Genomic DNA, 21269 nt, shown 5'->3' on the forward strand with positions numbered 1-21269 from the left:
ATAGAGCCAGAACAGTCCGACGATCAAAATACTCATGGCTTACGGTTGCAACTCTGGTTATGATCGGTATTTCAGGATTATTCCCGACGGTGTCAAAGGCGCAGACGGCATCAGATTTTCAAGTCTTTGGCGTTAACCTGCAGGGCACGGCACCATGGATGAATCCAACAGGCAGAACCACAACTGACGGCCTGATGACCACACTTGATGGGGTACTGTCTATTAGCATCCCTTCCGGTACCTTTATTAGAAACGCAGCAGGTCAGCCACAACCATTCATCTCCGCTTTGCCGGAAACATCACCTCCCTCTATTGAACCCCACCAGAGGATGATTTACGCGTATTCTTTAGGAACTCCAGGAGCGACTTTCAGCCCGACGGTGGGGATGACCTTCTTTTATAATGAAACTAGCATTCCCAAGGAAATTCTTGAATCTAATCTGTACATCGGCCAATGGGATGGTGCCCGATGGCATGCCTTGCCAAGTCTGGTCGATATCATAGCCAACAGTGTATCTGCATCAATTACGAATTTCTCAACGTATGCGTTGTTGGGGTTCGTTCAAGTTCCCCCTGTTATAGCCATAACCAGCCCAGTAAACGGAGCCGTGTTCGGCACTGGAACGGTGACATTATCTATAGATGTCGAGAATTTAACATTGTTGACTGGCACCCGGCCCAATATTGCCGGCGAAGGCCGGGTGATCTACTATCTTGACGTAGAAATTCCGGTCGAGCAAGGCAAGACGGCGATTACAGCTCCGGGGACCTATACCGAAGGGGCGGTAACTTCAAAAACATGGACAAACCTGGCTCCGGGCACCCATTCTCTTGGGATTCAACTGGTACAAAATGATAGGACGCCATTCAACCCGCCGGTCACCGCGGTATTGAACGTGGTGGTGCAATCACCAGGAGGGACAGCAACCCCAACTATTCCCGCCGACAATAACGGCGACTTGAACGACAATACAATTCCCGGTTTGATGATTGGCGGAGCCTTTGTAGTCATTCTTATACTGATCCTCGTGGCGCGAAACACGTGATTTTTCATTCACCTTTAAATAGCGATAATTGCCGAGATTAATTTTGATGCCTGAACGGATTGTTTCAACCAAATCCGGAGCCGATGAACCAAAGCTAGATATCAGCCTCAGGCCCAGGCGGCTAGAGGAGTTCATCGGTCAGGGTAAGATAAAAGACAACCTGGCAGTAACCATTGCCGCTGCCTGTGCCCGAAAAGAATCATTAGACCATATGCTCTTGTATGGTCCGCCGGGTTTGGGTAAGACAACACTGGCTTATATTATTGCCCATGCGATGGAAGTTAATATCCGCATTACCTCAGGTCCAGCTATCGAGCGCCCGGGCGACCTGGCGGCGATACTCACCGGACTTCAACCTCACGATGTCTTGTTCATTGACGAGATCCACCGGCTTGGCCGGACCGTAGAAGAGATACTCTACCCCGCCATGGAAGACTTCGCGCTTGACATCGTCATTGGCAAAGGTCCAGGCGCTAAAAGTCTGCGTTTGAAACTGCCACCCTTTACTCTCATCGGAGCGACGACGCGCTACGCCATGTTATCCTCACCGCTTCGCGACCGTTTCGGCGCCGTATACCGCCTCAACTTTTACAACGATGGCGACATCGAGGCTGTATTACGGCGGTCGGCGTCTATCCTCGGCGTAGAGGCATCAAGCGACGGGCTTAAAGAGATCGCTTGCCGAGCCCGCGGCACACCGCGAGTCGCCAACCGCTTATTAAAAAGGGTTCGTGACTATGCCCAGGTGCGCGGCCGAGGTATTATTGACCATGACATCGCGGTGACGGCTCTTGGACGACTCGAGGTCGACGCTGCTGGCCTCGACAATATTGATCATCAACTGCTAAAAGCGATTATAGAAAAATTTTCCGGTGGACCGGTCGGCCTCGAGACATTGGCGGCAGCTATCTCTGAAGATGCAGACACTATCATGGATATATATGAGCCTTACTTGATGCAACTCGGCTTTCTGGAACGCACCCCCCGCGGCCGAGTCGCCACACCCCGCGCATACGACCATCTCAACCTGAAATCCCCCAAATCGCGTCCGACTTTGGAACCCGAATCACCACCACAAGGTTCGTTGTTGTGAGTTGAGCGAACTTGCCAAGTCTTCTCGTCCATTGCTGTTGCGTCCATTGTTCCGCCTACAGCCTTAAATTCTGGCGTCAGCAAGGCTTTCAAGTGACTGCCTTCTGGTATAATCCCAATATTCATCCCTACGCCGAGCATCAGCTAAGGCTGGAGGCCATTAAGACTCTCCTAAGCAGCACTGGTATTCCCGTTGTGATGTCACCAAGTTACGACACCGACCGCTACTTTAATACCAGCGGAACTGAAAGCAGATGCGAAAGGTGCTACCAGATGCGTTTGGAAGCTACCGCGACTTGTGCCCAGGAGAATGGCTACGATGGTTTCACCAGCAGTCTGCTTATCAGTCCAAAGCAGCAGCACGATCGGTTAGCGTGTATTGGTATCGAAGCTGCTGACCGACACAAGGTCAGATTCTATTACGCCGACCTCCGCAAGCGGTATTCTGACAGCCGCATCCTTACCAAAGCACAGGCACTTTACCGGCAACAGTACTGCGGCTGCGCTCACAGCAAACATCAGCAAAACGGTGGACAAACTGCTAATTAATATCGAATTTACAGGTTTTGCCGCCTGTAATAGAATGTGATCATGCTTTACAAAGTGCGGCCGATGAGTCGCGATGATGTAACTCAAGTAACGGCAATCGACCGGGAAGCCTTCCCGACAATGTGGCCTCCTATAAACTACCACCGCGAACTTGAAAACCAGATGGCTTTTTATATAGTTGCCGTATATTCGCCACCACAAGGAAATGGGACCATGGTGTTTCCCCCGGATCCAAAGCCATTTAACTGGCTTAAGAATAAGCTTTCTAGGCACGATGTTACCGGTCCCGTCGAAACGATTGCCGGGTTCGCTGGTTTCTGGATGATGGCCGGCGAAGCCCATATCATAAGTCTGGCAGTAAAAAAGGAACACCGTCGGAGAGGCCTTGGGAACCTATTACTGGTTAATGTCGTTATTGAAGCGATTCAAAGAGATGCGGAGATTGTCACCCTAGAAGTCAGGACATCGAACTTTGAAGCCCAAAACCTCTATTTCAAACATGGTTTCATCAGCAAGGGCGTACGTCGGGCTTATTATACCGATAATCGCGAGGATGCTTTGATAATGACCCTTGACAATGTTAATTCGCAAGACTGCAGCCAACGGTTTGATTCAGCCAGGAGGGCGTTGGAGACGGTTTTTTAAAGAGGTTTTGCCAGAGTCTCCGCCGCCAATCGCCCTCCGGTCGACCAGTTGTATTTAGGAACATCACGAAAGATAATCGTAACTTTCTCCGGGGCAGTGCCGATTTTCTCAAATTCGCGGGTGATACCCTCAGAAAGCTGTTTTTTCTGGGCTACTGTGCGCCCCTCGTGCATCTCGACGATGACTACCGGCATTCTATACCTCCCGGACGAATTTCTTTAACACCAGCGGGCATGTCTGCCAATCGCCATGAACATCAGGAGCGGCGATGACAAGACCCCAAAGAGCATCGTCACTGCTCCTGGCCAGGTGCCACCAATGAGTGAAACTCGGCGGGATGCCGCGGGTACGAAACACAGCTTCTTCGACACCGACGGTCTGTACCATTAACCCGGGCCACTGGGAAAAGCCGCCCTCAGGATGAGTGAACTTAATAGAAACCACCTTACTGATCCAGTCGATTTCCAGAGTCATATCCGTTGTATGGTCAGAACCGGGCAAGTGTATCTGCCCGTTGAAGGTTTCCAATTGAACTGTTACCGACCGCCCCGGGAACGTCGCTTCATTTCCTGTTCCTGTTCAAACCGCGCAGCTTCTTCATCTGACATTGCTTCACAGCTGACAAGGCGATTGTTATCCATGTTGATCTTAAGAACCGCACGGCATTTCCAGCATTTATATGGTCCTATATAATAGGCGTCAGTAATCGAGAATCCGCCCGAAGTATTGCATTTGGGACAAACTATGTTTACCAGCATAACTACTCCTCATAGACCAGACTATAATAAACTGGAATAATGTTAGCAGTTTGAACGCTCGCAAACAAATCAATCAGCACGTTTGATTATGAGACAAATATTGCGAGAGAAATGTTTAACCGGCAGCCCATAACGGGCCTCCGGTACTGATTTGATAATGATGAACCCGGCTGATCTCACTAGCTTCTCCATCTCACCGTAGGTGAACAGGTGGTAGAAGCGTTGGGTAATTTCAGCGCCTGACCTCCAGGGAATATAAGTGTCTCGCCGCCGTAGCCAAAAACGTGGCTGACAAGCGTTCCAAACCGTGATAAAGGCCTCAGCTTTCGGCTTCATGACCCGGTGCATCTCCCTGAGTGCCCTCAACTGCTCCTCTCTTCCTTCGATGTGATGCAGACTGGCAACGGCGATAGCGTTATCGAAGTAAGCTTCGGGATAGGGTATAGCCCGCATATCAGCCTGTTTTAACTCCGCGATGAAGTTATATTTTTTTTTATATTTTGCGGCAAATTTCAGCATTTCAGGTGATTCATCGATACCAAATAACTCGAATATATCTCTGAAGGGCAGGAAATCGGCGCCGTGGCCGCAGCCAATATTGATAAGCCGGCCACCCTGCCAGCGACTGGCCAGTTCATCGAGTTCGGTTTTAAAAATTGTATGGTGACGGGAACCGTACCAGCCGGCGGCTATTTTATCGAAGGTAGGGGAATTAATGCTATTTGACATAACTCACTTCAAAGTTTGACTAGCTTAAGGTATAATTGAGTATAAATGAAAAAGCTGACCCGAACAATTTCCGGAGTGACACCGGTGGCCGTCATGAGCAGACCAGCGCCCTGTCCCGGCCAATGCGTTTACTGCCCGGACTTCAAAAATACCCCCCGCAGCTATACACCTCATTCCCCGGCGGTGATTCGGGCGGCCACCTGCGGTTACGACGCGGCTGAGCAGGTCAAACTCCGACTCCACATCCTATCTAAAATGGAACATCCGACGGATAAGATCGAGCTTATTGTCATGGGCGGCACTTTCCTGGCGACTCCGGCCGGATACCAGGAATCTTTTATCAAAGACTGTTTCGACGCGCTCAACAGCACCATAAGCGAAACGCTAGAACAAGCCCAGCAAATAAATGAGACGGCATCCCACCGAGCCGTAGGCCTCTGCATCGAGACCCGGCCGGATATTTGCGGTGAGGAAGAGATTGCCCGCATGGTCGGCTGGGGCGTTACCAGGGTGGAACTGGGCGTTCAAACGCTCGACGACGATGTTTACCGTATAGTCAATAGAGGCCACACCGCCGCTGATGTCGCCTCGGCCACCGCCAGGCTGCGGCGGTCCGGGCTCAAGGTCCACTACCACTGGATGCCGGGACTGCCGGGATCGACACCGGGAAACGACCTCGCGTTGACGCGCGAACTCTTCGACAATCCGGCCTATCGACCGGACGGGCTGAAGATCTATCCGACGATGGTGGTCGACAACACCGAACTCCAGCGCTGGCACCTCGACGGCCGTTACACGCCGTACCCCGATGAGGTGATGACTGACCTGATCGCCGAAATGAAAAGACTGGTGCCGCCATATGTCCGCATCTCACGCGTACTACGGGACATCCCGGCTGAATACATCACCGGCGGCCTGAAAAATTCGCTTCGGGACGGGGTGCAGCAGCGCCTCTCCGAACAGGGCGCCTCATGCCTCTGCATCCGCTGTCGGGAGTTGGGCCATCGTCAACGCCGCTCGTTGAAATCGGGGCTGCCTTCGCAGCGTCGACTGGATTACGAGGCATCCGGTGGCCGAGAGATATTCTTGTCCTTTGAAGACGACAACGGCACCCTCTATGGCCTGCTGCGGTTGAGGATTCAGCAGGGCGGGCCTGCCTTGTTCGATGGCATTGGCACCTCTGCTATGATCCGAGAGTTGCATGTCTACGGTCAAGAACTCGAGATAGGTAAACGCGATTATGCCTCAGCCCAGCACCGGGGATTCGGCCGGGAGCTGGTACGGGAGGCGGAACGGATCGCCCGCGACGAATTTAACTCTCCGGTTATCATCGTATTGTCCGGCGTTGGCGCCCGCGCTTATTACCGCGACCAAGGGTACGGGCTCGAATCTGGCTACATGGTCAAGCTTCTTAAACCGCTAGTAACCGGTGTTTCAATTGACAAAAGGGTTAACTTGAGCTAGTATCGTAGTGTATCGTACTAAAGATATAGTACTGATACTTACGGCAAGTATTGCCGGCTTCATGCGCAGATGCATCTTCGCGCTGCATTTCGATTGACAAAGGTACTAGGTCTAAGCTACGATAAACCGCCCCGGACTTATGACTAAAGATACAAAGGCATAACGTTCATGACTGAAATGCAGGCCGTTGCTGAATACGAACTAGTCCCGGGACACATCAGTGAGTTCGCCTCCGGAATCAAAGCCCTCCACGGCGTAGACGTCAACCTGTGCTACCAGTGCCGTAAGTGTACCTCCGGCTGCCCGCTGGCCGAATTCATGGACATGACACCCACCCAGGTCATCCATGCCGTCCGCCTCGGCCTAAAAGACCTGGTGCTCAATACCAACACCTACTGGCTGTGTGTTGCCTGCGGCACCTGCACCGCCCGCTGCCCCCAGGAGACCGGCTTACTCAAGGTCATGGACGCATTGGCGAACGTGGCTATTAAGGAAGGCGTGCCCCCCAGGGAACCGGCAATCTCCGAGTTCTATAAGGCAGGCCTTTCGATCATCAAGAATTTTGGCATGATGTATGAGGCAGGGGTCGCTGGCCTGCTCAGTCTTAAGACCGGCAACATAGGCCGAGATGCCGGCATGGGTCTCCGAATGTTGAAGAAGGGCAAGTTGGACGTCATGCCCCATTTCCAAAACTCTCGAGAAATGAAAAAACTGTTCAAGAAGGTAGCCAAGAAAGAACAGGAGTTAGCCCGGTCTTGAAATACGCCTATTACAACAGTTGCTCGCTCCGGGCCACCGGCAAAGAATACTCTCATTCCGTACGCCGGGTTTTTGGCCTTCTTGGTCTTGAACTCCAGGAACCCAAGAACTGGGTCTGCTGCGGCTCAACTCTGGCTCACAACGCTTCGGTGCTGTTGGCCGACACTCTGCCATTAAAGAATTTGGCCGAGATCCAGAAGATGGGTCTGAACGAAGTGGTGGTGCCCTGCACCGCCTGCTACAACCGGTTCAAGGTAGCCCAGGCCGAAGATAAAAGTGACCTGCGTCTAAAACACGAGATCGAAAACATCATCGGCCACAAATTCGAACAGCCTGTTGCGGTGACCCACCCGCTAGAGATGCTCTCCACCGACGAGAACCTGGCGAAACTCAGAAGCCTAGTGAAACGTGATCTGTCTCATATGAAGGTCGTTTCCTATTACGGCTGCCTGCTGGTGCGTCCACACAAGGAGACCGGATTCCGCGACAACCCGGAGTACCCTGTGACGATGGATAAGATACTGGGCGCCGTCGGCATCAAGACGCTAGACTGGTCGCACAAGGTGGAATGCTGCGGCGGATCGCTGTCCATCACCCGGCCTGATGCGGTACTGAAGTTGACTTCCAGAATTCTCGATGACGCCAGGGCTGTCGGTGCCGCGGCTGTCTCCGTGCCCTGCACCTTCTGCCAGTTGAACCTGGACCTTCGCCAGGAAGACCTGAAGGTCCAGGGTAAGACCTACAATCTGCCGATATTCTATTTTACCGAACTCATCGCTTTAGCCTTGGGCGTACCGGAGAAGGAACTCATGCTCAATAAGCATTTCGTCGAAGGCGAAAAACTGCTGGTGAAAGCTTAATAGTGGATAAGATTAAGATCGGGGCAGCCCTCGTCGTCGGCGGCGGCGTCGGCGGCATGCAGACAGCCCTGGACCTGGCAGAGGCCGGCATCAAGGTCTATCTGTTGGACGAAGCGCCGGCCATCGGCGGTAAGATGGTGCAGCTGGACAAGACCTTCCCCACCAACGACTGCGCCATGTGCACCGTGTCGCCCCGGTTAGTGTCCATTGACCGCCATCTCAATATCGAACTATTGACCAACTCCAAAGTTCTTGGGTGCGAAGGTGAGGCCGGTAATTTCCGGGTCAAAGTCCTTAAAAAAGCCCGCTGCGTCGATACCTCCAAATGCACCGGTTGCAACGTCTGCATCGAGAAATGTCCGGCCAAAACAACCAGCGAGTTCGACCGCGGGCTGGCCAAACGCAAAGCGATCTACATCCCTTACGCCCAGGCGGTGCCCAACGTCCCGGTCATCGACAAAGGCAATTGCATCTACTTCAAGAAGGGCAAGGGTTGCAAGGCCTGCGAGAAGTTCTGCGAAGCCGGCGCCATCCTGCTGGACCAGCAGGATGAGACAGTCGAAATCAATGTCGGCGCCGTCGTCCTGGCCCCGGGCTACGACCTGTTCGATGCTGCGGAAAAGCCGCAACTGGGTTTTGGCCGCTACCCGGACGTCCTGACCAGCCTCCAATTCGAACGCATGCTCTCGGCCTCTGGGCCGTTCGCTGGTAAGGTGATACGGCCATCCAGCGGCCAATTGCCCAAGAAAGTCGCCTTCATCCAGTGCGTCGGCTCGCGGGAGACCTCGGCTGATTTCTGTTCCGCCGTCTGCTGCATGTACGCCACCAAGGAAGCCCTCATCCTCAAGGAACACCACCCGGAGATAGATGTTGCCGTCTTCTATATCGATATCCGCGCCTACGGTAAAGGTTTCGAGGCCTACTACGAAAGAGCCAAGAAGGCCGGGGTGCGTTATATCCGCTGCCAGCCATCGTCCCTGAAACAAATACCATCGAGCAAAGATATTGTCGTCCGTTACCAGGACGAGCAGGGCCGCCTGCAAGAAGAAAACTTCGAGATGGTGATGCTGTCCTGCGGCCTTAGACCGTCGAAAGCCGGCCAATTGGTGTCCGATACCTTTGGCGTCAGGCTGAACGGCGACGGCTTCTGCGTCACCGAAGGATTGGACCCGGTGGCCACCAACATCGAGGGCATCTACGCCGTGGGCGCCTTCACCGGGCCAAAGGACATACCGGAGACGGTCATCCAGGCCGGCGCCGCGGCGTCCCGAGTGCTGGCGCTGCTTTCGGAGAAACGCGGCGAACTGCTCCAGGAGCGGACCTATCCCGGTGAAAGGTCTGTCGACGGCGCCGAGCCGCGCACCGGCGTCTTTGTCTGCCACTGCGGCAAGAACATTGCCTCGGTGGTCAGCATTCCTGAGGTCGTCGAATACGCCAAAACGCTGCCTAACGTCGCCTACGTCACCGATACCCTCTTCGCCTGCGCCACCGACGCCGGGGAAAAGATTAAAGAAGCCATCATCGAGCACGATTTGAACCGGGTAATCATCGCCGCCTGCACGCCGCGTACCCACGAAGGCCTTTTCCAGGACACGCTTCGCGAGGCCGGCCTCAACCCATATCTCTTAGAGATCGCCAACATCCGCAACCAGTGCTCCTGGGTGCACATGCACCAGCCGGCCGAGGCCACCGCCAAGGCCAGGGACATTATCCGTCTGGCGGCGGTCAAGGTGTCCCACCTCCGGCCGCTGCACCCCGGCCACGTCGCGGTCAGCCATGACGGGCTCGTCATCGGCGGCGGACTTGCCGGCATGACGGCTGCCCTGGGGCTGGCCGACGCCGGCTACAAGACCTACCTGCTGGAGAAGAGCCGCGAACTCGGCGGCAACCTGCGGCGGGTAAAATTCGGCGAACCCGGCGAAGAACCTCAAGCCAAACTTAAAGAACTCGTCGAGCGGATTAAGATCCATCCCAACATCGAGCTTCACCTCGAATCGAAGGTCACCGCTTTCGACGGCGCCGCCGGCAATTTTATCGTAGATTTCGAGACCGACGGCGAGACTCGGCAGGTCAAGGCCGGCGCCGTCATCGTCGCCACCGGCGCCGCTGAATACAAGCCGGTGGAATACCTCTACGGCCAGAGCCCAAAGGTGATCACCCAGCTCGACCTGGAGGAACGTATCTCTCTTGAGAGGATCGACGCCCGCACCGTGGTCATGATCCAGTGCGTCGGCTCCCGGGACGAAAAGCACCCTTACTGCAGCCGCCTGTGCTGCGTCCAGGCAATCAAAAACGCCATCAAGCTCAAGGCCCGCCAGCCGAAGACCGAGGTGTTCATCCTGTACCGCGATATCCGCGCCTACAGCCTCCACGAAGCTGAATACACCCGCGCCCGCAAACTGGGGGTGCGCTTCATCCGCTATGAACAGGACCAGCCGCCGGCGGCCAGCCGGAACGGCACCGACCTGGTGGTTTCGGTCATCGACCCGATCCTCCATGCCCGTCTGAACATCCCCACCGACCTCCTGGTGCTTTCGACCGGCGTCGTGCCGGACGGGGACCAGGAACTGGCCCGGATGCTGAAGCTGCCCCAGTCCGAAGACGGCTTCTTGATGGAGGCTCATATCAAGCTGCGGCCGGTGGATTCTCCGGTGGAAGGCGTCTTCCTGGCCGGCCTGGCCCATGGCCCGAAACTGGCCGACGAGTCCATCGCCCAGGCGGGCGCCGCCGCCGCCAAAGCCGCCGCCATCCTGTCTAAGGAAGAGATCAAGCTCGAGGCCTGCGTCTCGGAGGTGAAGGACGAAAATTGCGACGGCTGCGCCTACTGCGTCGATCCTTGTCCCTTCAAGGCCATCACCCTGGTGGAGTACATGTCCGGCGACGCCGTCAAGAAGACCGCCGAGACGGACCCGGCCAAGTGCCAGGGCTGCGGCGTCTGCATGGCCACCTGCCCCAAGAAGGGCATCATGGTCAAGAATTTCAACCTGGACGAACTGTCCGACATGGTGGCGGCGGTGCTGTCCCCGGTATAACGAACAACGGGATTAGAGACGATGACAATGACCGAGGCTATCGAAAACACCGCTGAAGCCGGCTACCAGCCGCTGATAATCTGCTTTGCCTGCAACTGGTGCTCCTACGCCGCCGCCGACCTGGCCGGGGTGTCGCGTATCCAGTACCCACCCAACGTACGCATTATCCGGGTGATGTGCTCCGGCATGGTCCACCCCAATCTGGTTATCGACGCTCTGACCAAAGGCGCCGACGGCGTACTGATGTGCGGCTGCCACCCCGGAGACTGCCACTACCGGGAAGGCAACCTCCGAGCGGAGTCCCGGGCCGAGGCTATCAAGCTGATGCTCCAGGACTTCGGGCTGGAGGAAGAGCGCTACCGGTTAGAGTGGGTCTCGGCTTCGGAGGGCGCCCGTTTCGCTAAAGTGGTGACCGACATGGTCAATGAACTCAAGACTCTAGGCCCCAGCCCGTATAAGATGTAAGGAGAACGATGGAACTCGCCCGCCTCTTCGACGGCAAGAAATTCATGTGGGATGGGAAGAAGTACGACACTGAAGCCGATAGCCTGGAGCAGGAGCAGCATTACCGCTCGCTCGGCTTCGAGGTGCGATCGGCGTCCGAGGACGATGGCCACTACCTGTTCACCCGCCGCGTCGTCGCCAGCACCGCGGGATAATCACTCCGCCGGCACCCGTTTACCGGCTATAGCAGCAACCCGAAAATAAAAGGAGGAAATGGCATGGTACGTGTAGCGGAAGAATGGTTTGCCGTCTGCGGCGGCTGCGAGGTGTCCATCCTGGACATTGGCGAGCCGCTTCTGGACCTCTTGCCCAGCCTGGAATTCGTCCATATGCCGGTGCTGATGGACCACAAACTCTTCGGCCAGACCGGTGAAAAGAAACACATGGAAATCCCCGAGGCTGATGTCGGCATCGTCACCGGCAGCATCCGCAACCAGGAGAACAAGGAACTGGCTGAAGAGATGCGCCGCAAGTGCAAAATAATCATCTCCCTGGGCTCCTGCGCCAACTTCGGCGGTGTTCCGGCACTGGGCAATATGTACAACAACGCCGAAATCTTCGATATGGCCTACCGCAAGACGACCAGCACCGAAGCAGGCGACAACCCGTCTCAGGGCCTGCCGGCCCTGACCGACCGCGTATATTCGGTCAACGAGATTATCAAGGTGGATGTCTCCATCCCAGGGTGCCCGCCTACTCCGGAATGGATCGCCGGTGCCCTGACATCACTCCTCCAGGGGAAGAGTTTCTCCCTGCCTGAGAAAAGCGTCTGCGATGATTGCCCCACTGTTCGCGAGAAAAAAGCCAAAGTGGCCATCCGCCGCCCGCTGCAGCCCGCCGAGTTCACGCCCGGCCGCTACGACAACATGCGTTGCATGAACGAGCAGGGCATCCTTTGCCTGGGCCCGGCCACCCGCACCGGCTGCGGCGGTTCAGAGAAGACGCCTCGCTGCATCAAGGCTTACATGCCCTGCCGAGGCTGCTACGGCCCCATCAGGGCCGGCGCCAATCCTATGGTAGACATGATGGGCGCGCTTTCGTCGGTCGGTCTGGACCCCAAGCAGATCGAAGACCGCATGGCCACTTTCAACCGCTTCATCGGTGCCGGGCGCCTGCGCCCCATGCCGGCCCGCTAGCACAGGGATAAGGAGAGAGAAAGATGAAAGAAATTGTCATACAGCCCGTGTCCCGTATCGAAGGCGGGGCTAAGATCACCATTCAACTTGATGACGCCGGGAACGTCGCTGATTCCCGTGTAAGCGTTCTCGAACTCCGCGGATTCGAGCGCTTCTGCATTGGTCGACCAGTAGAAGAAATGCCGCGTATTACCACCCGTATCTGCGGCGTCTGCCCATGGTCCCACCACCTTGCGGCCGCTAAAGCCTGTGACGCTGTCTTCGGCGTCACTCCACCACCTGCCGGTCGCAAGCTACGCGAGTTGTGCAACAGTGTAGCCTACATGGAAGAACATATCCTGCACTTCTATTTCCTGGGTGGCGGCGACTTCGTCATGGGCCCCGGCGCAGCGTACGAGATCCGCAACGTCTTCGGCATCGCCCAGAAGCTCCCGGATGTCGCCCGCAACGTGGTCAAGGTGCGCCACATGTGCGCCCACATGCTGGAGATGATCGCCGGCAAGTCCATCCACCCGGTGGCCGCGGTACCCGGCGGTTTCTCCAAGCCGCTGACCGAGGCGGAGCGCAAGGAACTTATACCCATGGCCCAGCAGGCTCTGGAATTGGCCAAGTTCTCCATGGAATACGCCAAGAAGAATATCTTCCCGGCTTACCTCGACGTCGTCAAAACCGTCGGCGTCATCAAGACCGGCTTCCTGGGCACGGTCAAGGCCGACGGCACCATGGACCTCTACGACGGCAAGCTCAGGATGATGGACCCGGACGGCAAGTATGAGGACTTCGAGGCCAAGGACTACCTGGACTACATCTCGGAGCACGTAGAGCCGTGGTCTTTCGTCAAATTCCCCTACAACAAGAAGTGGGGCGGCTTCTCCATGGACCCGGACAATCCTTCCGGCATCTACCGCGTCAATACCCTGGCCCGCCTCAACGTTGCTGATAGAATCTCCACGCCGTTGGCTCAGGCCGAACTGGAAGAGTTCCGCGCTACCTTCGGCCGTCCCGTCCAGGCAACTCTCCTCTTCCACTGGGCGCGCCTGATCGAACTTCTCTACAACGCCGAAAAAGCCCTGGAACTGCTGAACGACCCGGAGATCACCTCCACCAACACCCGCGTCGCCGTGACGCCGCGGGCGGCCCGGGGCGTCGGCTGCACCGAGGCGCCGCGCGGCACCCTGATCCACGACTACACCACCGACGAAAAGGGCCTGGTGACCGCCGCCAACCTGATCGTAGCCACCTGCCAGAACAACGCCCCCATCAACATGTCGGTCAAGCAGGCGGCCAAACTCCTCATCAAGGACGGCAAATACGACGAGGCCATTCTGAACACGGTGGAGATGACAATCCGCGCCTATGACCCCTGTCTGTCCTGCGCCAGCCATGACCTCAACGGCCAGCTGGCCTGCAAGGTAGACATCGTCAGCGCTGACGGTGAGCTTATCGAGACGCTGTCCAACCAGTAAAAAAATGGAATACCTGCCGGATTACTACCGCAAAGATCTCTTAGTGCTGGGGGTAGGCAATCCGCTCTTCGGTGACGACGGATACGGCCCGGCCGTGGCGGAGGAACTCACCCGCCGCGACCGGGTCCCGTCTTTTGCGGCGGTGCTGGATGTCGGCACCGGCGTGCGGGAAATCTTATTCGACCTGATCCTGAGCCCGGAACGGCCCAAAGAGGTGGTCATCGTCGACGCCCTGGACTGCGGCCGGCAGCCGGGCGAGGTCTTCAGGGTGAAGGTCGATGAGGTGCCCAAGATCAAGAGCCACGATTTCTCGTTGCACCTGGCGCCGTCGCTCAACCTTCTCCAGGAACTGCGTGACAACGCCGGGGTGGCGGTGACCATCATCGCGGCCCAGCCGAAGCCGATCCCGGAGATCGTCACCGCCGGGCTGTCGGAGCCGATGCGGAAGGCCGTCGCCGAGACGGCGGACTACATCGAAGAGACTTGTTTCAGGCCTGAATGACACAACCTGAATCCCGAGAGCCCGAACGCTAGCGAACTGCCCGAAGCGTCACTCGCAACTCAAGACTCATGACTCGCGGCCCGCGGCGCTAGGCGTTCTCGTCGGACCAGTTCTGCATGATGCGCTTGATGCGCTCGGCCAGCTTGGGGCTGGAGCGCAAGCGCTGGATGAAGACCGGGCAGGCCTCCACCATTGAGTTCTGCACCGCCTGGGCCATGCTGCCGATAAGGTTCTGCATATTGCTGTCGTCTTGTGCAGTGAAGGTCACCCCCTGCTGCGCCTCGATCTGCCGCCGGATGTCGTCGGCGGTGAAGCGCATCGGCACGGTGCAGGACTTGTACCACATGCACTCGCGGCACTGGGCTATGTTACTGGCTTCCCTGAGAATATCGTCGGTCATTTCTTTTCCTTTTGAGTGCCCGCCCTGAAGGCGAAACTATTGAATGCGCGACTTTTCCGCGCCCTAGTATTATACAATATCCTTCAATCGATTTTCCCGATAGCTTGCGCCAATTCGGCTGCGCTGGTGAAAGCCCCGGTCTTGATCTCGGCTACCCGGCCGCGGCTGTCGATGAAAAAAGTCGTCGGCGTGAAGCGGATGCCGTACCTGGCGGCCACCGCGGCGTTGGCGTCGCGGAGCACGGCAAAGGTGTAGTTGTTCGACGCCATGAATGATTCAAGCGCCGCCGCCGAATCGCGTATGGCGATGGTCAGTATAACGGCGCCGGTGTTGCCCGCGGCATGCACGGCCTGAAAGTAGGGCAGTTCCTCGATGCACGGCGGGCAGCTCAACTGCCAAAAGTTGATGACCACCGGCTGGCCGGAGAAATCCTCCAGGGACACTCCCTGGCCGGACAGGTTGCCCAGGGTGAAGCCTGGGGCTTCGGCCTTCGGTGAGCAGCCGGCCACGGCCAGCACCATGGCGACGGACAGCATGGCGGCGATACATCGGGCAAATGCTCGTTGAATCACTAGTATCCTCATATCGACAACAGGTTCAAATTACCGGTGAGTATCAGCACTCCCACCCCAACCATGGCGATACCGCCAATGATGTAGAACCAGATGGTGAAGCGGGTTATGCGCCTCAGCAGCGGTAACGCGGAGCCGATGGCCAGCCCAATAGCTAGGAACGGTATGCCCAACCCTAGGGAATAAACCAGGAGCAGCCCGCTGCCCTGCCAAACCGTCTCGCTGGCCAGCGACAGCGTCAGGATGCTACCCAGGATGGGGCTGACGCAGGGTGTCCAGGCGAAGGTGAAGATGGCGCCGGTTAGGAAAGATCGGGCATAGTTTCCGGTCCCGGCCGATATGTGCAGGCGCTTTTCGAAGTTGAGCTGGGGGAAACGGGTTGCCGCCAGCATGTAGGCACCCAGAAGCAACAGCAGCGATCCCGTGCCCCACCGCACCGCCGCCGAGTCTGGGCTGATGAATGTTCCAGTTAAACCAGCAAGTGCGCCTAGCCCGGCGAAAACAACAGTAAATCCAAGGACGAAGCTCAGCGAGTGAAGAAAGAACCTTGATCTTTTTAATGAATGAACCTTCTCAGGATCCAGGAAGTCAGCTCCGGCCAACGCAGCCAGGTAAACCGGCACCATCGGAAGAACACACGGGGATAGGAACGAAAGTATGCCGCCGCCAAAGGCAGTCAAAATATCTACGTTCTCCATCAAGGACTCTAATTATAACACAGTGAAAACTTCATCCTCCGGCGTCGTAGTTTGCCGGTTGGTTTGTCATGCTTTCACTTATCCAGGATGACAGGTGATGTTTGTTCGTGTATACTTCCATAACTGCTCAATAGTGTCCTTGTGTTGGGAGGATTTAAAGATTTGAAGGTTTATCACATAGCATATGAGCCATCGTATGAATCGGTGGATATCCACATCTGGACCAAGTGTACGCTGGATTGCCGGGCGTGTTATACGAACTGGGAACTCTATGATTTCAGTCTTTACGATGACGCGACCACAGAGATTATGAACCGGGAGCGCCAGACGCCTCCAGATAAATTCCTCACATATGACGAGGTGATTAATCTTCTCACACCTCTTAAGATCAAGTATGCGGTATTCATGGGTACAGAAGCGGCGCTGGATCCTGAATTACCCAGGCTGACAAAAGAGCTTCATGAGAAGTGGCGTTCTTATAACATCCTGCTCACTAACGGGATCGTGATGCCCGACTTAACCGATATCGATCAAGTGATCTTTAGTATCAAGGCTTTCTCCGAAGAAATTTATCGAAAATATACCGGGCGAAACAATAAGTCAGCGTTGAAGAACTTCGCCGAAATCGCCCGAATGGGCAAGAACCTGCACGCAGAAGTAGTTCTGATACCAGAACTTATAGAAGCTGGAGAAATTGAAAAAGTTGCTGAATTTGTCGCCTCTATTGATCCAAATATCCCCTTCCGAATCGATGCATATTTTCCTGTTCCGGAATGCCCGTGGCGGGCTGCTTCGAATACCGAGGTGGAATATGCGGCTGAATTGGCTAAAAAGCATATGAAGCAGGTGACAATCCTCACATTGGATATGAAGCGGATCGGCGATAAAGCGGTGCGTATTTTTTAGGTACAGTTACCCTGAAATAAGTCAAGCGTGAGGCACGATAAATCGTGCCTCACGCTTATTTAGAGCGTTATTTTTCTTCGACTTCCTTGACAGGGGATCATAACCAGCGTATCATTGTAATCAAGTATACAGTATTGTAGTTAAGGCAGATTGATTGTGAACCGTCCAGTATGAATGACCCAATCATGTGAACCAGGGTAGTCCGAAAACGTTTCGAACTAACGGGTGCAAGTCCGGTGAAAGTCCGGCACAGTACCGCCTGCTGTAACTTCGATGTACTCGGAGGAGTCAGAACCCCGGCTCTGGGCAAAGGTTCTCCGCGGATGAAGGAGGCAGGAAATGTTTGACGCAAAATAAGCAAACTTGTCGGCAGTGAGTATAGATGATTCTTGAAATATTTGAGGTAATTAATGTTCATGGGTAAGATATTTTCTAAACGACTTAACGAAATAAGAATCAGCACAGGTTTCCTCCTAATCTCCATTATCCTTGCTCTAAGTATTTTACCGGGGTGCGCAGAACCCGGCAGTGCAACAACACCTTCAACTACGCCTGCGACCCAAGAACCAGCAGTTACATACCCTCTGACCATAAAAGATGGAACTCGCGATTCAAAAGGAGTGACAGTCGGACGCGAGATGACTTTCACGAGCGCCCCGCAGCGCATCGTTTCACTAGCCCCTTCAAATACAGAGATTGTCTATGCGCTTGGACTCGGTGATAAACTAGTAGGTAACACCACATACTGCGATTATCCCGAAGCAGCTAAGAGTATCGCCAAAGTCGGCGGTTACTCTACTGTAGAAGTGGAGAAGATTGTTGCTCTAAAGCCTGACTTAATTCTGGCGGCTAATATTCATGCAGCCAAGGTTGTGCCACAGTTGATCAGCCTTAATCTTCCGGTTTTCGTTGTCGATCCCAGAAGTCTGCAGGACGTCCTCGATTCCATCACCCTTGTTGGCAGGGTAACGAATGTTCAGGCCAAAGCGGCTGATGTTGTTAAAACCATGAACGATAGGATAAACGCGGTCAAAGCTAAGACTGCAATCCTGCCAGATGCTCAAAGAGTGCGCACACTGATGCTGATTTGGCACGACCCGCCGATGACCGTTGGTCCAAACACCTTTATGTTTGAACTTATTCAACTGGCAGGGGGAACATCAGTCTCAAAAGGTATGGCAGATGGTTTTCCGACGATGGGGCTTGAATCGATTATCTCAGCCGATCCACAAGTGGTAATCACCACTGGTATGGGCGGAGCTGAGAACCTAACATTACAGTACATCAAGAATGAGCCAAGGCTAAAAGATATCCCGGCCCGCAAAGATGGCCGGGTTTATGAGGTTAACCAGGACTGGACGAACCGCATGGGACCGCGTGTCGTCGATGGCTTGGAAGCCATGGCGAAATTGATCCATCCAGAACTCTTCAAGTGAATCACATAGGTTGGATGGCCAGCTTCGAAGCTGGCTATCCAACCCCTCCGGGAGTATGATGGTTTCTAGCGAGGCGACCGGCATAAAAGAAAAGCATAATTCGCCAACATTAGCCGTGAAATGGCGCAGCCGCCTAATCAGTATGGGAATTTTGTTGAGCGGGTTATTACTACTCGCGGCGTTCGCCACTACTATCGGCAGCGTTAAAATACCGCTTGGTACTACATTCGGTATTCTTCTCGACAAACTACCGTTCATTAATATTGACCAGACCTGGTCCGATTCGACGGCGACCATCATCAGCCAGATCCGTTTACCAAGGGTAATACTCGCCGGGGTTGTCGGTATAGCTTTATCGGTAGCCGGAGCGACCTATCAAGGACTTTTCCGAAATCCCCTTGCCGACCCCTACCTGATTGGAGTAGCTCAAGGAGCAGCTCTTGGCGCCGCGGTGGGCTTTGTAATACCAACGGTTTTTCCAGGTCTAGAGTTCAGCATTGTTCCCATTTTTGCCGCTTTGGGCGCTTTGATAACGGTATTGATCGTCTATACCCTTGCTCGCGTCGGTGCAGCCATTCCCGTAACGACGTTAATTTTAGCCGGTGTCGCTGTCGGTTCGCTTCTAATGGCTTTGGTGTCATATGTCATCACTATCAGCGGCGATAAAATCCAGGGAATTGTCTTTTGGATGATGGGGAGTTTTTCGCTATCCCAATGGAGTGAAGTTCAAATAGCTTTGCCAGTAGTTATCGCCGGCAGCGCTTTTATCTTCCTGTTCGCACGCTCTTTAAACATAATCCAGCTTGGTGAAGACCAGGCAAAACAACTCGGGGTGGACGTCGAGAAGCTAAAGTTGCTCCTGCTAACCGCGGCGACTCTAATCACCGCCGCGGCGGTGTCTTTTGTCGGCATCATCGGCTTTGTCGGTATTATTATTCCTCATGCTGTACGTCTAATTTGGGGAGCCGATTACCGTTTTCTACTGCCTTTTTCGGCTCTTGTGGGGGCTATATTTCTAATCACTGCCGATATCATCTCCCGGACCATAGCGCCATCTGAAATACCAATAGGCATTATTACCGCATTATGCGGCGCCCCATTTTTCCTCTATCTATTACGAAAACGGACCCAGGTACTTTTTTAAGATGAAAACTCTTGAAGCCCATAACCTGACTTTAGCTTATGGAACTAAAGAAGTAGTCCATAACATGAGCTTCCAGGCAGTTCCCGGCGAAATGGTCGGCCTTGTTGGACCGAATGGATCCGGCAAATCCACCATAATCAAAGCATTGTGCCGTGTTCTTAACCCCAGAGAAGGATGGGTCAAAGCGAATGGGCACGATATCGCTAAAATGCACCGGCGAGAAATGGCTAAACTAATCAGCGTTGTGCCGCAGACACCAGTACTTCCCAGCGCCTTCACCGCATTTGAAATCGTACTTATGGGCCGCAATCCTCACCTGGGGACGTTCCAATATGAAAGTAGCCGCGACCTATCCATTGCGTGGCAGGCAATGGAACGTTGCGGTGTACAGCAGTTTGCCGACCGCCGTATTTCTGAACTCTCCGGCGGAGAAATCCAGTCTGTAGTCATCGCACGAGCGCTAGCCCAGGAAACTGAATGTATTCTCCTTGACGAGCCTACAGCTAATTTGGATATCGGGCGTCAGATTGAAGTGCTCGATCTGCTGAAAGAAGAATGTCATCGAAGGAATCTTACCGTCATCGCCGCAATCCATGATCTGAATTTAGCAGCCCATTATTGCGAAAAACTGGTACTTATCAAAAAAGGAACTCTCTTCGCTTTCGGCAACCCCCGAGAGGTAATTACCACGGATAATATTTGTCAGGTCTACGGTCAGGGCAGCTACGTTCATACTCATCCATTGTCCGGCCTGCCGGCAGTCTTGCCCAAGGTCAGTAATCTCAAGGACAACAATAAATGCGCGATTTAGAGAGTACATAAATGACATCTGAACACCGGAACGAAATCATAGGCTGCCTCCACGGCATCTCTGCCGAGATAATTCATCACCATGCCTGGGGAGTGTCATCCAACGCTTTACTTCTTCACCTCCCCGAACCCGCGAGAACGCTTTCCGGGCTCCAGGGCTACCGTAAAGTATCCGTGGTAGCTAACTATCATATACCACAACCGCTCTGGACAAAGCTGCATGATCCATCAATTGATTGGAGGGGTTATTTCCGCCAAGTCTTGAAAGCCAACTCCTGCGGCAAAAATTTGTCATTGGACAACGCCACAATTTTATCCACAGGCGTCACCATGGAGCATTTGACCTGGAGCGAAGCTACAGATGGCGATCTCTGGGCTTTGGCATTTGTTACTGCTGGAGTTGAAGGAAATGCCCTAAGAGTTGGCGTTGACAGCGGCCGTCACCATAACCCGGTGGGTACTATAAACACTATCGTTTTCTGCAGTACCGAACTGACTCAGGCGGCAATGGCCGCGTCTTTCATCACGATCACAGAAGCTAAAGTGGTTGCTTTAGAAGACCTGGGAATACGCAGCAGTTATACCCCAGCCCTTCAAGCCACCGGCACCGGCACCGACCAAATTGTTACGGTTTCAGGCAAGACGGTAAAGTGTACATATGTCAGCGGACATACTAAAATAGGCGCGCTGATAGCCCGGGCGGTGACCGCCGCCACTAAAGAAGCCATCGTCAAGCGCCGCAAGGCCCTGTACAGCTAGGA

24 protein-coding genes and 1 riboswitch are annotated in these 21269 nt (G+C 54.6%); of the genes, 18 read left to right on the top strand and 6 right to left on the bottom strand.

Annotation, left to right across the window (positions count from 1 at the left end; all coding sequences use genetic code 11):
• The first annotated feature begins 59 nt into the window (after window positions 1–59).
• Genes ABV300_RS05855 through rimI form a run of 4 tightly spaced genes read left to right on the top strand, consistent with a single transcriptional unit; the run spans window position 60 to window position 3332 of the window.
• Complete coding sequence (locus ABV300_RS05855) at window positions 60–1046, top strand: hypothetical protein (protein WP_353713962.1); 987 nt, start codon at window positions 60–62, stop codon at window positions 1044–1046.
• 43 nt (window positions 1047–1089) lie between these two features.
• Window positions 1090–2139, top strand: coding sequence for a Holliday junction branch migration DNA helicase RuvB (ruvB, locus tag ABV300_RS05860; protein ID WP_353713963.1), 1050 nt, complete (start codon window positions 1090–1092; stop codon window positions 2137–2139).
• 11 nt (window positions 2140–2150) lie between these two features.
• Complete coding sequence (locus ABV300_RS05865) at window positions 2151–2687, top strand: epoxyqueuosine reductase QueH (protein WP_353713964.1); 537 nt, start codon at window positions 2151–2153, stop codon at window positions 2685–2687.
• Between the two features lie 42 nt (window positions 2688–2729).
• Window positions 2730–3332 (top strand): ribosomal protein S18-alanine N-acetyltransferase, encoded by a 603-nt coding sequence (gene rimI / locus ABV300_RS05870; RefSeq protein ID WP_353713965.1) that lies wholly within the window; start codon window positions 2730–2732, stop codon window positions 3330–3332.
• Here the strand turns inward: rimI and ABV300_RS05875 are convergent.
• From ABV300_RS05875 to ABV300_RS05885, 3 genes are all read right to left on the bottom strand, one after another.
• Entirely contained in the window at window positions 3329–3526 is a 198-nt protein-coding gene (locus tag ABV300_RS05875) for a tautomerase family protein (RefSeq protein WP_353713966.1), read from the bottom strand. The genes rimI and ABV300_RS05875 overlap by 4 nt on opposite strands.
• Before the next feature lies 1 nt (window position 3527).
• Complete coding sequence (locus ABV300_RS05880; protein ID WP_353713967.1) at window positions 3528–3806, bottom strand: hypothetical protein; 279 nt, start codon at window positions 3804–3806, stop codon at window positions 3528–3530.
• Between the two features lie 353 nt (window positions 3807–4159).
• Window positions 4160–4819: a class I SAM-dependent methyltransferase gene (locus tag ABV300_RS05885; protein ID WP_353713968.1), complete on the bottom strand. Its 660-nt coding sequence runs from the start codon at window positions 4817–4819 to the stop codon at window positions 4160–4162.
• 45 nt (window positions 4820–4864) lie between these two features.
• Here ABV300_RS05885 and ABV300_RS05890 point away from each other — a divergent pair, with 45 nt between their 5' ends.
• From ABV300_RS05890 to ABV300_RS05930, 9 genes are all read left to right on the top strand, one after another.
• Entirely contained in the window at window positions 4865–6283 is a 1419-nt protein-coding gene (locus ABV300_RS05890) for a tRNA uridine(34) 5-carboxymethylaminomethyl modification radical SAM/GNAT enzyme Elp3 (RefSeq protein ID WP_353713969.1), read from the top strand.
• Between the two features lie 168 nt (window positions 6284–6451).
• A complete protein-coding gene (locus ABV300_RS05895) occupies window positions 6452–7042 on the top strand; it encodes a 4Fe-4S dicluster domain-containing protein (protein WP_353713970.1) in 591 nt (196 codons plus the stop codon).
• Entirely contained in the window at window positions 7039–7902 is an 864-nt protein-coding gene (locus tag ABV300_RS05900; protein WP_353713971.1) for a CoB--CoM heterodisulfide reductase iron-sulfur subunit B family protein, read from the top strand. Before ABV300_RS05895 ends, ABV300_RS05900 begins: the two co-directional genes overlap by 4 nt.
• 2 nt (window positions 7903–7904) lie before the next feature.
• A complete protein-coding gene (locus tag ABV300_RS05905) occupies window positions 7905–10934 on the top strand; it encodes an FAD-dependent oxidoreductase (RefSeq protein ID WP_353713972.1) in 3030 nt (1009 codons plus the stop codon).
• A 27-nt stretch (window positions 10935–10961) separates the two neighbouring features.
• Entirely contained in the window at window positions 10962–11399 is a 438-nt protein-coding gene (locus ABV300_RS05910; RefSeq protein ID WP_353713973.1) for a hydrogenase iron-sulfur subunit, read from the top strand.
• Window positions 11400–11407: 8 nt separating this feature from the next.
• Window positions 11408–11593 (top strand): hypothetical protein, encoded by a 186-nt coding sequence (locus tag ABV300_RS05915; RefSeq protein WP_353713974.1) that lies wholly within the window; start codon window positions 11408–11410, stop codon window positions 11591–11593.
• A gap of 63 nt (window positions 11594–11656) precedes the next feature.
• A complete protein-coding gene (locus ABV300_RS05920; RefSeq protein ID WP_353713975.1) occupies window positions 11657–12574 on the top strand; it encodes a methyl viologen-reducing hydrogenase in 918 nt (305 codons plus the stop codon).
• Window positions 12575–12597: 23 nt separating this feature from the next.
• Window positions 12598–14040: a Ni/Fe hydrogenase subunit alpha gene (locus tag ABV300_RS05925; protein WP_353713976.1), complete on the top strand. Its 1443-nt coding sequence runs from the start codon at window positions 12598–12600 to the stop codon at window positions 14038–14040.
• 4 nt (window positions 14041–14044) lie between these two features.
• Window positions 14045–14542, top strand: coding sequence for a hydrogenase maturation protease (locus tag ABV300_RS05930; RefSeq protein WP_353713977.1), 498 nt, complete (start codon window positions 14045–14047; stop codon window positions 14540–14542).
• 88 nt (window positions 14543–14630) lie between these two features.
• Here ABV300_RS05930 and ABV300_RS05935 read toward each other — a convergent pair whose 3' ends face one another.
• The 3 genes from ABV300_RS05935 to ABV300_RS05945 all read right to left on the bottom strand — a co-directional run bounded on the left by ABV300_RS05935 (window position 14631) and on the right by ABV300_RS05945 (window position 16212).
• Window positions 14631–14942 carry a hypothetical protein gene (locus ABV300_RS05935; protein WP_353713978.1) on the bottom strand — a complete coding sequence of 104 codons (312 nt, stop codon included), beginning with the start codon at window positions 14940–14942 and terminating at the stop codon, window positions 14631–14633.
• A gap of 83 nt (window positions 14943–15025) precedes the next feature.
• Window positions 15026–15514 carry a TlpA disulfide reductase family protein gene (locus ABV300_RS05940; protein WP_353713979.1) on the bottom strand — a complete coding sequence of 163 codons (489 nt, stop codon included), beginning with the start codon at window positions 15512–15514 and terminating at the stop codon, window positions 15026–15028.
• 8 nt (window positions 15515–15522) lie between these two features.
• Complete coding sequence (locus tag ABV300_RS05945) at window positions 15523–16212, bottom strand: cytochrome c biogenesis protein CcdA (protein ID WP_353713980.1); 690 nt, start codon at window positions 16210–16212, stop codon at window positions 15523–15525.
• Between the two features lie 204 nt (window positions 16213–16416).
• On the opposite strand from ABV300_RS05945, the gene ABV300_RS05950 reads away from it, so the two are divergent.
• The 5 genes from ABV300_RS05950 (at window position 16417) to ABV300_RS05970 (ending at window position 21267) form a co-directional block, all read left to right on the top strand.
• Complete coding sequence (locus tag ABV300_RS05950; protein WP_353713981.1) at window positions 16417–17118, top strand: radical SAM protein; 702 nt, start codon at window positions 16417–16419, stop codon at window positions 17116–17118.
• Window positions 17119–17296: 178 nt separating this feature from the next.
• Window positions 17297–17438: riboswitch (cobalamin riboswitch) on the top strand.
• Window positions 17439–17528: 90 nt separating this feature from the next.
• Entirely contained in the window at window positions 17529–18554 is a 1026-nt protein-coding gene (locus ABV300_RS05955) for a cobalamin-binding protein (RefSeq protein WP_353713982.1), read from the top strand.
• Window positions 18555–18564: 10 nt separating this feature from the next.
• A complete protein-coding gene (locus tag ABV300_RS05960; protein WP_353713983.1) occupies window positions 18565–19698 on the top strand; it encodes an iron chelate uptake ABC transporter family permease subunit in 1134 nt (377 codons plus the stop codon).
• 1 nt (window position 19699) lies between these two features.
• A complete protein-coding gene (locus ABV300_RS05965; RefSeq protein ID WP_353713984.1) occupies window positions 19700–20509 on the top strand; it encodes an ABC transporter ATP-binding protein in 810 nt (269 codons plus the stop codon).
• An 11-nt stretch (window positions 20510–20520) separates the two neighbouring features.
• The gene (locus ABV300_RS05970) at window positions 20521–21267 is read left to right on the top strand and encodes an adenosylcobinamide amidohydrolase (RefSeq protein WP_353713985.1); all 747 of its coding nucleotides are present in this window, start codon (window positions 20521–20523) and stop codon (window positions 21265–21267) included.
• Window positions 21268–21269: the final 2 nt, after the last annotated feature.

The organism is Dehalogenimonas sp. 4OHTPN (assembly GCF_040448695.1).
GTDB lineage: Bacteria > Chloroflexota > Dehalococcoidia > Dehalococcoidales > Dehalococcoidaceae > Dehalogenimonas.